The 13,873-nt window shown below is 67.8% G+C and carries 9 protein-coding genes; 1 reads left to right on the top strand and 8 read right to left on the bottom strand.

What is annotated here, in order from left to right; genetic code table 11:
* Positions 1-2: 2 nt before the first annotated feature.
* Positions 3-2,573 (bottom strand): FHA domain-containing protein, encoded by a 2,571-nt coding sequence (locus AC5Y5V_RS11730; protein WP_499934618.1) that lies wholly within the window; start codon positions 2,571-2,573, stop codon positions 3-5.
* A gap of 270 nt (positions 2,574-2,843) precedes the next feature.
* Here AC5Y5V_RS11730 and AC5Y5V_RS11725 point away from each other — a divergent pair, with 270 nt between their 5' ends.
* Positions 2,844-4,328, top strand: a complete 1,485-nt coding sequence (locus AC5Y5V_RS11725) for an AMP-binding protein (protein WP_499934615.1) — start codon at positions 2,844-2,846, stop codon at positions 4,326-4,328.
* Between the two features lie 227 nt (positions 4,329-4,555).
* Here the strand turns inward: AC5Y5V_RS11725 and AC5Y5V_RS11720 are convergent, their stop codons facing one another.
* The 7 genes from AC5Y5V_RS11720 to AC5Y5V_RS11690 form a co-directional block, all read right to left on the bottom strand.
* Complete coding sequence (locus tag AC5Y5V_RS11720) at positions 4,556-6,463, bottom strand: serine/threonine-protein kinase (protein ID WP_499934612.1); 1,908 nt, start codon at positions 6,461-6,463, stop codon at positions 4,556-4,558.
* Between the two features lie 99 nt (positions 6,464-6,562).
* Positions 6,563-8,431, bottom strand: coding sequence for a serine/threonine-protein kinase (locus AC5Y5V_RS11715; protein ID WP_499934609.1), 1,869 nt, complete (start codon positions 8,429-8,431; stop codon positions 6,563-6,565).
* A 100-nt stretch (positions 8,432-8,531) separates the two neighbouring features.
* Positions 8,532-10,472, bottom strand: coding sequence for a serine/threonine-protein kinase (locus AC5Y5V_RS11710; protein WP_499934604.1), 1,941 nt, complete (start codon positions 10,470-10,472; stop codon positions 8,532-8,534).
* A gap of 23 nt (positions 10,473-10,495) precedes the next feature.
* Positions 10,496-10,933, bottom strand: coding sequence for a hypothetical protein (locus AC5Y5V_RS11705; protein ID WP_499934599.1), 438 nt, complete (start codon positions 10,931-10,933; stop codon positions 10,496-10,498).
* 56 nt (positions 10,934-10,989) lie between these two features.
* On the bottom strand, positions 10,990-11,685 hold the full coding sequence (locus AC5Y5V_RS11700; protein WP_499934595.1) for a Fic family protein: 696 nt from the start codon (positions 11,683-11,685) through the stop codon (positions 10,990-10,992).
* A gap of 6 nt (positions 11,686-11,691) precedes the next feature.
* Complete coding sequence (locus AC5Y5V_RS11695) at positions 11,692-12,048, bottom strand: hypothetical protein (protein ID WP_499934589.1); 357 nt, start codon at positions 12,046-12,048, stop codon at positions 11,692-11,694.
* Between the two features lie 263 nt (positions 12,049-12,311).
* Positions 12,312-13,526 carry a CaiB/BaiF CoA transferase family protein gene (locus AC5Y5V_RS11690; protein WP_499934585.1) on the bottom strand — a complete coding sequence of 405 codons (1,215 nt, stop codon included), beginning with the start codon at positions 13,524-13,526 and terminating at the stop codon, positions 12,312-12,314.
* Positions 13,527-13,873 lie beyond the last annotated feature (347 nt).

Raw genomic sequence — 13,873 nt, 5'->3', positions numbered from 1 at the left:
GGTCAGCCGCCCTTGAGGCGGATCTTCCAGCGCACGAACGTCAGATACGCGGCGCTGATGAACCCGAGCATGAACATGTTGAACAGCCACGCGCCCGTGGTGTGACGCCAGAGGTCATCCTTGGGAAGCTGCTTGACCTTGTCCTGCAGGTCGAGCAGGTCGATGGTGGAGGCGGACGCGGCGTACCCCCACCTCGCGGGTGTGGCCCAGGACATTTGGTCAAGGCCCGCGCGGCCCGTGACGGGGATCATCCCGCCCGAGAACACCAGCTGCGACATGACCGCGACGACGAGCAACGGCATGATCTGTTCGCTGGTCTTGGCGACGGCCGAGAGTGCCAACCCGAGCATCGCCGACGCGACGGTGGTGGCGGCGATGTCGACGAACAGCTCGAAGCCGGCATTGCCCAGCAGCACGGCGCCCTGGGTTGGCCCCGGCTTGCCCTTGAGCGCGATGCCGGCCACGATCGCCGACTGGACGACCGCGAAAACGGTATAGATGCAGACCTTGGCCAGCAGGTACGCGGTCGTGGACAGGCCCACCGCCTGTTCACGCAGGAAGATGGCGCGTTCACCGATGAGGTCACGGATCGTCAACGCGGTGCCCATGAACACCGCGCCAACGTTGAGGAGCACCAGGATCTGCCCCGGCTCGGTGGGCGCGTCGCCGAGCGGGTCCGGCTTACCGAAGCCGACGTCGCCGGGTACCGACATCGACAACGCGCCCATGATGAACGGCAAGGCGGCGAGAAAGGCGAAGTAGCCGCGGTCGGAGATGATCAGCCGCAGCTGCCGCCTGGCGATGGTGGAAAACTGCCGCAGCAGGCTGGTGTGCGCCGCCTCGCCCAGCTCGGCCGGCTCCTCGGTCGGCGGTGCCGGCGGCGGCGGTCCGGTCTGCGCCAGGTACCGCGCTTTCGCGCCGTCCGGGTCGTCGGCCACCGAACTGAAGATGTCGGCCCAGTTCGTGGTGCCCATGGACGGACCGATCTGGCTGGGCGGCCCACAGAACGCGGTCTTGCCGCCGGGAGCCAGCAGCAGCACCTGATCGCACACGTCGAGATAGGTCAGCGAGTGGGTGACGACCAACACCACGCGCCCGGCGTCGGCCAACTGCCGCAGCATGGTCATGACCTGCCGGTCCAGGGCGGGGTCCAGGCCCGACGTCGGCTCGTCGAGGATCAGCAGCGACGGACCGGTGAGCAACTCCAGGGCCACCGACGCCCGCTTGCGCTGCCCACCGGACAGCTTGTCGACTCGCGTCTCGAGGTGCTTGGTCATCTCGAGTTCCTCGAGCACCCGCGCAACCACCTGCTCGCGGTCCGATTTGGTGGTGTCCGGCGGCAGCCGCAGCTCGGCGGCATACATCAGCGCCTGCCTCACCGTCAGCTGACCGTGGACGACGTCGTCCTGCGGCACCATGCCGATCCTGCTGCGCAGCGAGGCATATTCCGCGTGCACGTTGTGGCCCTCGAACGACACCGTGCCGCTGGTCGGGTGCGTGTAGCCGGCAACCAGTTTGGCGAACGTCGACTTGCCCGCACCGGACGGACCGATCACCGCGGTCAGCATTCCGGGCCGGGCGGCCATCGAAATGTTGTCCAGCAACGTCTTGTTGCCCTCGATCGTCCACGTCACACCGCGCACGTCCAGGCCGCCGGTCCGGGTCTCCAGCAGGCTTTCTTCGCGGCGCGCCAGCGAGCCGTTGGCGAAGACGAGGTCGATGTTGCCGATCGTGACGACGTCGCCCTCGCTGAGCAACGCCGCCTCGACCCGGGTGCCGTTAACGAAAGTGCCGTTGATGCTGCGGTTGTCGCGGATCTCGGTGCCGTGGGTCGTCGGGATCAGCGTGGCGTGGTGGCGCGACGCCAGCACTTCGGGGATGACGATGTCGTTGTCGTTGGACCGGCCGATCGTGACCGCACCCGACGACAGCGCCGTCGATGCCCGCGGACGCAGGATCTTCATCATCGACGTCGCGCCCTGGCGGCCGGCCGCAGGGGCCGGACGCGGTGCGGCCCGTCCGCCGCGGTAGATCTGCGGCGCCGACTGCTGCCCGACGGGTTGACGCGGCTGGGGGCCGGTCGGGCTCGGCGGGCGCCGCATCGGCCCCGACGGCGACGAGCCCCGGCGGCCGGGCGGCGGTATCCGCGTGGTTGGCGGGTCGTGCGGGCCGGTCCAGGCCGCGGTGCTCGGCGCGCTGCCACGCGGGTCCAACGTCGGCATGGATGTGGTCTCGGGCGGACGCCCGACCGCGCCCTGATGACGGCCCACCTCGAAGGTCACTGCCGGGCCGTCCGGGTTGCCGATATTGAGCCGCAGGCCGTCGCGGATGTCGACGGTGGACACCCGCTGGTTATTGACGAACATCCCGTTGAGGCTGCCGTTGTCGACGGCGACCCAGCGGCCCTTGTCGAATCGCACCAGTACGTGCACCCGGGAGATCAACGTGTCGGCGACGCGGACGTCTGCCCGCAAATCACGGCCGATGACGACGTCGTGGCCCGCCGCGAAGGTGCGCTCGGCCCCGCCATATCGGATAGTCAGGACAGGCGCGTTTGGGCGGCTCATCGGCACCAACTGTATCGGCTCGGGCAAACACGTCGAGCCAGGCCGACCCGGGTTGCCGTTTGCCGGCGTGAAGTATGCAAGGTCTCCCCCTCCTCTGGCCGATCATGTCACTTCGACGCGCAGGCTGTTGCCCATCCGAGTCGATTCATAGGACCGGATTGTCCGAAACAGCCGCGGCGGGACCCCAACACAGCAACCGGCGTCGGTTTGTGTCATCGTGGTCGACGGCGAGCTGGCGTCGGTCGACCGCCCTGGCTCTTCACGCTGACCTCCGAAATGGGCCGCACGTTGAATTTGTTCACGATGCTCGACCAGGCCGCCGCGCGCTTCCCCGATCGGGGCGCCCTCTTCCACGGCGAACGCCAGCTGTGCACGTGGCTGGAGCTGCGGGATACGGCGCTGCGCGTCGCCACCACCGTCCGCGGGCGGGACGGCGCGGGCGCCCGGATCGCCATCGCCACCGAGAACCGGCCCGAGATCGTGGAGTTGATGTTCGCGATCTGGGCCGCGGAGTGTGTCGTGGTCCCGATCAACTACAAGCTGCACCCGCGGGAGATGGCGCAGATCATCGACGACGCGGGCGCGTCGCTGGTGTTCGCGTCCCGCACGATCGCCGCCGAACTCGCCGGTGCCACCGGCATTACGATCGAAACGCTTGGCAGCGAGGACTATTCGCGACGGCGGGCCGCGCCGCCCGCGGCTCCCCCGGCCACCGAATCGTCGACTCTGGCGTGGCTGTTCTATACCAGCGGAACCACCGGCCGCTCGAAGGGCGCGATGTTGACGCACCGCAGCCTGACCGCGATGACCGTCGCGCATCTCGCCGACATCGACGACCCCGACGGGCAATGCAGCCTGATCCACGGCGCCCCGATGTCGCACGGCTCCGGGCTGTACGTGCTCCCCTACGTGCTGCGCGGCGCCCGACAGGTGGTGCCCGCCTCGGGTGCGTTCGATCCCGACGAGTTCCTGGATCTGTGCGCGTACCACCCCGGTTCCAGCGCATTCCTCGCCCCGACCATGGTGCAGCGGCTCGTCGGGACGGGCCGCGGCCGTCCGGACAGCCTGCGCACCATCGTCTACGGCGGCGGCCCGATGTATGTCGAGAGCCTGAAGAAGGCCATCGCCGCGTTCGGCTCGGTGTTTACCCAGATCTACGGGCAGGGCGAGTCGCCGATGACCATCACCGGCCTGCGTCGGCGCGACCACGACGACGCCGACGACGCGACGCTCGGTTCGGTCGGGTACGCGCGGTCCGGCATGGAGGTCGCGGTGCTGCGCGCCGACGACACCCGGGCGGACACCGGGGAGGTGGGCGAAATCGTCTGCCGCGGTGACGCTTTGATGGTCGGATACTGGAACAATCCGACGGCCACCGGCGAGGCGCTCAGGAACGGCTGGATGTACACCGGCGACATGGGTTCCTTCGACGCGCGCGGTTACCTCACCCTGCGCGACCGCTCGAAGGACGTGGTAATCAGCGGCGGCAGCAACGTCTATCCACGCGAAGTCGAGGAGGCGCTGCTCGAGCATCCGGACGTCGCGGAGGCCTGCGTGGTCGGCACGCCGGACGCCGAATGGGGCGAGGTGGTGGTGGCATTCGTCGTCGGCACGGCCGCCGCCGCGGCGCTCGACGCGCACCTGCTGCAACGCATCGCGCGATTCAAGCGCCCTAAGCGCTACGTGTTCGTCGACGAACTGCCGAAGAACAGCTACGGCAAGGTACTCAAGCGTGAGCTGCGAAATCGCTTGGTGGAGTAATCCTGACGTCGCCCGAGGACCCAACCGGCCGCGCCAGTGTGGCGCTTACGTATCGATCACCAACGGCGGTTTTCGTACGTGGCCGCCACACTCGACGGCGCGTCATGACGTCGCCCGAAGGCCCACCGGCCCGCTCAGGAACTCGTCGAAGACCGGGTCGTGCTCCACGGCACTCCAGAGCGGCCTGCGGCGCCGATTCGCGTGCGAAGTGCGCCCTTAGGCAGCGGCTAATCTCCTGTGCGCGTGTAAATTTCGCTGAAGTCGACGCTCAACGAGCAGTTGCCGGTCTGTTCGTGGTGACCGTGTCCGGCCAGTCGGGTGATGGGGTTCTGCGGTGGTTGCGGCAACGGCAGCTGTTCGGACGTCACCACCTTGAGGTTCACGCAGCCTGCGAGTTGTTCGGGGTGCTGGATGTCCATGACCCAGTTGCCATTGCTGAATACCAGCGGCGTGTCAGCCGTCTTGGAGTAGAAGTAGCTCATGCATCGGTCGCCGGTGCGCAGGCAGTCTGTGGTGACCGCCTGGTCCGACTGCTGGGGCGCGATGAGCCTCGAGAACTTCCGGTCGATGTGGTAGCGACCGTGCAGCGCCTCCGCCGGCGACGCCACCCGCGGCGGTAGTGCGCCAGGATCGGGCAGGCTGTTGACATCCACATCCCCGGTGCGGGTGAACGCCAGGGTGCGCTTGCCGTTACACGCGTTCGCGACGGCGTTGCGGTATTCGCCGGTGAGTGTGCCATCGGGTCCAGGGCGCAGCTCGAACACCTCCCAAATCTCTGCGGGCATGCCGCGGCATGGGCTCTGGTCGAGAGCGACCGCCAGCCAACGCCCATCGACCTGGTCGAACACCAGGTTCGAGATGAGCCCACTTTCGCCGGTCAGCCGCGCCGCGGTCGCCACGCACCCGCTGGGTCGGCATACCGAGCGGACGGCGTAGGTGGCGGACGACGGCGCCACGCTCGGAGCCGGCTTGCCGTCCAGAGTGCCGCCCTGACCGAATTCCACCCGGTAGGTACCCGTGAACGGGCCGGTGTTGGCCGCGGCCGCGGGGCTACCGGGCGCCGCGCTGGCGGACGACGGCCCGGCCACGGTCGGTTTGTCCTTGTGGGTGAACTTGACGACGGCGAAGACCCCGCCGGCAGCCAGCAGCGCCGCGGCCGCCACGGCACCGATGACGACGCCGGTGCGGCGCCGCTTGCCGACGGGCGGTCCGGGCGGCGGCACCGGGGCACGCATCGTGACGTCCAGCCCCGGCTGGGTGGGTGGGAACGGTATCCCGCTCTGGTAGGACGGACCCTGGCTCAGGAATCGGCTCAGCTGATCGGTGAAGTCCCGGCAACTACCGAAGCGGGCCGCGGGCTCCTTGGCCATCGCCATGGCGAACACCGGATCCAGCGCGGCCAGGTCGGGGCGAATCGCACCGATCGAGGGCGGCGGCGCGCTGACATGCTGGGTGATCACCACCGCGGGATTGGTGTCGCCATAGGGTGGTTTGCCGGTCAGCAGGTGAAATGCGGTGCACGCCAACGCATACTGATCGGAGCGGCCATCGATCGACTCACCCTTCAACTGCTCCGGCGCGGCATACGCCACGGTGCCCAGCGTCATGTTGGTCGCCGTCAGGCCGGCGGCGTCATCCATATGCCGCGCGATGCCGAAGTCGGCCAGGTAGATCCGTCGGCCCTGCCCGTCCGGATCGGCCAGCAAGATGTTGGCAGGCTTGACATCTCGATGCAGCAGTCCCCGCTGATGGGCGTGGTCGAGTGCCGAGCCGACGGCAGTGATGATCGGCACCACTTCGTTGAGTGGCATCCCGTTCGGGTAGTGCTCCCGCAACAGTCGTGCTGCATCCGTGCCAGCGATGTAGTCCATCGAGATCCAGAACTGGCCGTCAGCCTCGCCGCGGTCATGGATCCGCACGATGTGGGGGTGTGACAAACTTGCCGCGACCTCGGCCTCGCGCGCGAACCGCGCGCGAAACTCCGGATCGGTGGTCACCTCCGCCGGAAGTACCTTGAGCGCATCCTCACGGGGCAAGCGTGGATGCGAGGCCAGGTACACCGCACCCATCCCGCCCACGCCCAGCACCCGCAGGATTGTGTAACCAGCAAACACCTGACCAGCCTCAAGTGACATGGCCAAATCGTAGATCCTCGGGATTGCACCGTCACCACTATTCGCGGCACCGCAAGTTGCGCGATTTCGCCGCCGCCAGACTGGCCCCGGAGTGCCGCGCTAATCGCCTGTGCGCGTGAATGTTTCGTCGAAATCCGTGTTGCCCGAGCAGGGTGCGCTCTGTTCGTGGTGGCCGTGCCCAGTCAGTCGGCTGATCGGGTCCTGCGGCGGTGCAGGCATCGGGTACTCCCCGGTGACCTGCAGACGCGTGTCGGAGCCGGACCCGCATTGACCCCTGCTGTCGACGTTCAAGGTCCACTTCCCACCGCCGAACACCAGTGGTTCGTCATTGGCGGTCGCGTGCATGTAGCTCATGCACCGATCGCCGGAGCGGAGGCATCGTGTGGTGACCGCATAGTCAACCCGCACCGACGGAAGACCGCTCGAGAAGGTGCGCTCGGAAAGATAATGACCGCGCAGAGCCTCCGCGGGCGAAGCCACCCGCGGCGGTTGGCCAGCCGGGTCGGGCACCTTGTTGACGTCCACATCGCCGGTGCGGGTGACGGTCACGCTTCGCGCATTGGTGCATATATTGGCCGACGTCGCGGTCAACCCGCCCGCCAGGCTGCCGTCGGGACGGGGCCGCAGGGTGAACACCTGCCAGAAGTCGATCGTCGCGCCTTGACATTGGTCGGAGACGAGGACCACTCCCACCCAGCTCCCGCCGATCTGGTCCAGTACCACCGTTGGTGCCGCGACCGGAGCGCCCCCGAGACGCGCTGCAGTCGCGACGCATCCGGTGGGGCGACATACCGAGCGCACACCGTACGTACTTGTTATCGCGGGCGTCGGGCCCGGATCCGGTGCAGTGACGCCAACGGTTTGCGGGCCGAAGTCAGCCCGATACGTGCCGTTGATCGGACCCGCGGGATAGGCCGGTTTCGGCTGCTGCTGGGGGCGCATGGCAAACGCGAGGACGCCACCGCCGATCAGCAGCGCGACGACCGCGAGTGCCCCGATCAGAATGCGGCGCCGCCGTTTCGGCGGTTCCCCGACGGGGGGGAGCACCGGGTATGCCACGGCGGGCGTCGCCGCGGCCAGGGGCCGGGTCCCGGTAGCGGGATCATCACGGCGACCGGTCGCGGAGTCCGGACGCAGCGACTTCCTGAGTTGCTCGGCGAACTCTGCGCAGCTGCCGAATCGCCCGGCCGGGTTCTTGGACAACGCGGCCGCAAAGACCCAGTCCAGTTCGGCCAATTCCGGGCGACGCGCGCCGATCGAGGCCGGCGGCCCGGTGACATGGTGGGTGATCACCACCGCCGGATTGGAATGAACGTACGGGGGCGCCCCGGTGAGTAGATGAAATGCGGTGCAGGCCAACGCATACTGGTCGCTGCGGCCATCTATGGCCTCGCCCTTGAGCTGTTCGGGCGACGCGTAGGCGACCGTTCCCACGGTCATGTTGGTCGCGGTCAGGCCGGCCGCGTCGTCGATGCGCCTCGCGATGCCGAAATCGGCCAGAAAGATCCGGCGGTCCTGATCACGTGCGTCGGTCAGCAGGATGTTAGCCGGCTTGACGTCACGATGCAGCAGCCCGCGATGATGCGCGTAATCCAACGCCAAGGCGACAGCGGTGATGATCGGCAGCGCCTCGTCGACGGGCATCCCGTTCGGATATTGGTCGTGCATCAATTGGCCGACATCGGTTCCGGCCACATAGTCCATCGAAATCCAGAAGTGGCCGTCATCCTCGCCACGGTCATGAATCGACACGATGTGCGGATGGGACAGCGCGGCGCCCAGGTCGGCCTCGCGCACAAACCGGGCCCGGAACTCCGGATCCGTGGTCAGGTCCGCCGGCAGTACCTTCAGCGCGTCCTCACGGGGCAGCCGCGGATGTGCCGCCAAGTACACCTTGCCCATCCCGCCGGCCCCGAGGACCCGCACGATCGTGTAGCCGGCGAAAACCTGACCAACCTCAATCGGCATGGCCAAATCGTAGGTGTGTCACGTCGGTTCGCGCACCGGTGTTGCGCAATTGGTCGGCGACGCCGGGTCCGGAGGATGGGCGCGACAGCGGTCGGCAATTTTAATCACCTGTGCGCGTGAATGTTTCATCGAACGCCACCCGGATGGGGCACGGCGCGGTTTGTTCATGAATGCCATGCCCGGTGAGCAGCGTAATGGGATTCGGGGGAGGCTGCGGCAGCGGGTATTGCGCGGACTTGATGAGTTGGTTCGGCGCACCGCTGCCGGGGCAGGTGCTGCGTGTCGCGGACTCCTGAACCCAGTTTCCGTCGCCGAACACCAGCACTGCGGCCTCGCCCGATGCTGCGAAGAACGTGCTGATGCACCGATCGCCGGCGCGCAGGCATGCGCTAGTGGCCACGAAATCCACCTGCGATTGCGGGGCCCGGGCGTGGAAGACCCGCCTGACGTGGTACCGCCCGCGGAGCCCCTGGGCAGGCGACACCACCCGCGGCGGTAGTGCGGCCGGATCTGGCAGGCTGCTCATCTCCACGTCCTGGGTGCGGGTGAATGTCACCGTCCGCTTGTTGGCGCAACCGCTGGAAACGGTCTGGGTAGCTTCCCCGGCGAACGTGCCGTCGGGGCGCGGTTGCAGGGTGAACACTTCCCAGATGGCGCCCTCGATGTCGCCGCACTTGCTTCGGCTTGCGCTGACCGCGAGCCAGCTGTCGCCGAGTTGATCGAGCACCAGCGCCGGAATCTCCATGGTCGCCCCGTTGACGCGGGATGCGGTCGCCACGCAGCCGGCGCCGCCACACGCCGAACGGACGCGCCAGGTCTCGGTCGACGGCGCCTGGCCGGGGGCCGGCTTCCCTTGAGCGCTGGTGATGGGCCCGAAATCGGCACGGTAGACGCCGGTGAACGGGCCCGTGTTCGGTGCCGGTTTGCCGGCCGGCCCGGCGGCGGCGGGTGCCGCAGCGGCCGCCGGCTTGCGGGGTTCTTCGGTGAACTTGCCGACCGCGAAGAGACCGCCGGCGATCAGCGCTGCGACGGCGGCGACGGCACCAACGGCACCCACCAGGACGCCGCGGCGACGCACCCGCCTCATGCGCTCCGGCGGCGGCGCGAGGGGCGCCGACGTGAGGGGCTGCGCGGGCGGCGGCACGGGCGCGGTGATGCCGAACCTCGCGTTCGTGGTCGGGACGTCGGCGGTGTGCGCTGCCGGACTCAGGTACTGGCCCAGCTGATCGGCGAATTCGCGACAACTCACGAACCGGACAGCGGGGTCCTTGGCCATCGCCCGGGCGAATACCAGTTCCAGCTCCGCCAGTTCGGGACGATGGGCACCGATCGGCGGCACGGGCGCGCTGACGTGCTGGCTGATCACCACCGCCGGATTTGATTCGCCGTAGGGCGGCACGCCGGCGAGCAAGTGAAAGACGGTGCACGCCAACGCATACTGGTCGGCACGGCCGTCGAGTGCCCGTCCTCGCAACTGCTCGGGCGGCGCGTAGGCCACGGTGCCCACCGTCATATTCGTCGCGGTGAGGCCCGCCGCGTCCTCCACGGCCCGCGCAATGCCGAAGTCGGCCAGATAAACCCGGCGGCCCTGGCCGTCGGGATCGGCCAGCAAGATGTTGGCCGGCTTGACATCCCGGTGCAGCAGCCCCCGGCGATGGGCATAGTCGAGGGCCGAGGCGACCGGCGTGACGATCGACACCACCTCGGCCAGCGGCATCCCGCCCGGGTGGCTGTCCAGCAGCAACCGGGCCGCATCGGTTCCGGCGACGTAATCCATCGAAATCCAGAACTGGCCATCGCATTCGCCACGGTCGTGGATCCCGACGATGTTCGGATGGGACAGGCCGGCCGCCAGTTCAGCCTCGCGCTCGAACCGTCCCCGGAACTCCGGATCGGTGGTCAACTCCGTCGGCAAGACCTTCAGCGCGTCCTCGCGCGGTAGCCGCGGGTGCGACGCCAGGTACACCGCCCCCATCCCGCCGACACCCAGCACCCGTACGATCGTGTAGCCGGCGAACACCTGACCAACCTGGAATGCCATGGCGAAATGGTAGATCCGATTTGTCACTCACTCTTTTGAAACGCCGCCGCGAACGAGCCGCCCAGCCATCCCAGAACGCCGAGCGCGAAGGCGCTGACCATGTCCGTCGCGACCTCGGACCTCGCGAGCCACACCACCAGCACGAAGATGCCGACGAGGGCGTAGGTGAGGATTCCGATAGTCAGCATCATGGATGACTTTGTCGCCTGCCCAATTTGGACCGCGATCGACTGACCCATATCAACGTTGACCTTCTGCACCTCGATGCCGAGGACTGACGCGGTGCCGGCGCCGACGGCGGAGGCAAGGAAGCCGGCGACCGTCACCTGTGCGGCGGTGAAGCTCACCTTCTGACCGGGGGTGGCGGGGTGGAACTGCAGGACCCGGACGCCGACCCAGACCCAGACCCCGGCGAACAACAACAAGACCAGCGCCGCGAGGAGCTGCAATACCCGACTCACCGAATCTCCTAACGCCACAAGGCTTCAGCTCTCTACTGAGGGCTCCGGCGAGAAGGCTACCCGCGGGGGCCGACAATTTCGGTCGCTTGCGCCAACATGCGGGCGAATACGGCCGTGACGGGCCGGTGGTCGCCGACGAAATCCGGTGGCCGTCCCATCGATGCCTGCCCGGCGCGGGCGTACGCGTTGCCCTCGGGACGCGGCTTGACAGCGACGAACGCCGGCAGCGAATACCGCAGCGCGATGAAGTTCGCCCACACCCGCGCGGTGCGCCCGTTGCCGTTGGCGAACGGGTGCAGGCGAATCCACTCGCCGTGGACCCGCGCGGCAAGCAGCACGACCGCCTCCAGGGCCGCGCGTGTCGGCGGTCGCACACCCGGCTCGAGCGCCGAATCCAGTTGCGTGAGCCCGGCCTGGATCTGCGCGATCAGCGTCGACATGTGCGCGGCGAGGTCCTTCGAGTAGACACCGAGCTTCTCCGGCAGGCCATCCCGTCGGCGCCGCCCGATGCCGATCTCGTATCCGACCAGCTCGGCCACCTCGGGATCGCCGCGGAAATGGCCCACGTACCCGGGGACCGGCACGCGGCAACCCGCATACAGCCGCGCGTGCCAGTCGCGGGCGCGGTCGGCGTCGGGCAGCGTCGTCCAATCATGGGCGTCGGCCGCAATGGACGTGATCAGCGCGGCGGCATTGACCTTGATGCGGGCCAGGTCCTCCCGCGAATCGTCATTCCACGGGCGCGCCGGCACCGATCGTCACGCGCGCGCCGAATTGAACGCCGCGATGACCCCGAGGCTGTCGACTTCGGGGACCTCGTTCGCGGCCTGGTCCAGGTCGACGGCGTACGCCCGCAGCGGTTCGGGCTCGCCTTCGCCTTCGGCGAACTCCGTCAGGCTGGTGTCGACGATCCGGGCGTACTCGGCGTCCGTCAGCTTCGCGATGCGGGCAGCGGCCCGTTCCAGATCAGCGACGAGTGTCGCGCCCCTGAGCAGCACTTCGTGGGCCACCGCCTGCTCGATCAGCTCGTTCTGGCTGATGTCCTCCTGGTTGGCGACCTCGCGGACCAGCTCCCGCAGGCCCGGTTCGCGCAGGCGCAGGGAGAAGACGCTCATGGTGGTGGCCGCCTAAATGATGGGTGCAGAAGGTGATGTCAAACTGGCCTTATGATATCACGTCGCAGATTGGCCGAGAGCTCACTGCCCGTGTTCGGCCGACGTGACGAACTCGTCGCCAACGGCGAAGTAGCGGTAGTGGTGGGACGCGTCACCGTGGCGCTTGCGCGCCACCTCATCGTCCGCCGATGACGTTCTGCCCCAACCCTTTTTGCGAGTCCAGTGCCGTCAATGAATGCGGCCATGCCGTGGCGAACAGAGCGCTACAAAATTGCGCCCTGCTCCTTGTATTGCTCGATCTTGTCCCACTCGACGCCCGCCTCAAGCAGCACCTCCTCGGTGTGCTGTCCGTGCTCGGGCGCTCCCGTGGGCTTGACCTGCTCCAAGTCGAACTGCACGGGGTTGGTGGGCAGGATGTACGGGGCTCCGTTCATCGCCTGGACGTCGGGAATGTAGCCGTTGGCCACCACCATCGGATCGTGCCGCAGCTCGCTCGGTTTCTGCAGCACGCTCCAGGCTCCGGAGAGCGGCGCCAAGATCTTGCGCCACTCGTCGACGGTGTGCGCCGCGAACTCCGCGTCGAGAAGGTCGATGAACTCGCCGCGGTTCTCGTAACGCGAATGCGGGTCGGCAAAGCGCTTGTCGTCCAACAGATCCGACCGCCCGATCACGGCGAGGAACTCGGGCAGGAATTTCTCGCCCTGCAGCATCATCAAGGTGATGTAGCGGCCCTCCTGGGTCTTGTAGGTGCCCACCAGCGGGTTGGGCATGTCTCGGTGGGTGAAGTTCGGCATTGGATCGCCCCCGTAGAGCATCGCGGCGGTCACCTGCGGGCTCATGGACCACGACGCGAGCCCGAGCAGCGACACGTCGACCTCCGACGTCTCCCCCGTCGCCTTGCGTTTGTAGAGGGCGGCCGCGACCCCGCCGGCGATCGTCAACCCGCCCAGCAGGTCGCCGAATGCCGGGGTCTGCATCACCGGTTCGGGGAAGTCGCGGGTGAACGCGTCGCTGATACCGCCGCGGGAAAAGAAGGAGACGCCGTCATAGCCGGCCTTGTCGGCGTCGGGCCCCGTGGGCCCATAGCCGGATCCACGAACGTAGATGATGTCGGGATTCACGGCCCGGATGTCGTCGACGTCGATCGCGAACCGCTTGCGCCTGCTGGGCAGATAACTGGTCAGGAACACGTCGCAGGTCTTGGCGAGTTCGTGCACCACCTCCTGGCCGCCGGGCGTGGTCATGTCGACGCCGATCGACTTCTTGCCGCGGTTGGGCATCTCGATCATGTAGTTGACGCCGTCCGGGCCGCCGGGCACCAGGCCCATGGTGACCAGGCCGCGCTGCGGGTCGCCGCCCACCCGCGGCTCGATCTTGATCACTTCGGCACCCCATTCGGCCAGCACCGCTCCAGCTGCGGGCACAAACGTCCATACGGCAGCTTCCAGGACACGGATACCTTCGAGTGGTTTCGCCATTGCCTACCCTCCGTTTGTTGTCGGAACGCGCCCGCTTTCCCTAGTCGAGTATTACCTGACCCGTTTCGGCGCCCGGCAGGGAGTCGCCCTAACGGTTGGCTCGTCGGTGAAACCGCTTTTCCCCGGCCGCAATTCAGGGATCGAATCTTTGGTCCCCCCGCGGGTGTGACAGGCCGGCCCGAAACCGGGGCTGAGTGATGTCGTGGCCCTGCCCGTAAGGGCAACGCGACGCGGCACTTCCACGCTCAGCGCACCGCCTCGACGGCCAGCGCATCATTAACTCCGCCCGCCCCGGCCGTCAGCGGGCAATCGGGGTGCACAGCCCCATCCCGTCACCTCGCGGCGAG

It is taken from the genome of Mycobacterium sp. NGS68 (assembly GCF_059812195.1).
Note: the sequence above shows the minus strand (reverse complement) of the source record. Positions and strands in the feature narration are given on the sequence as shown.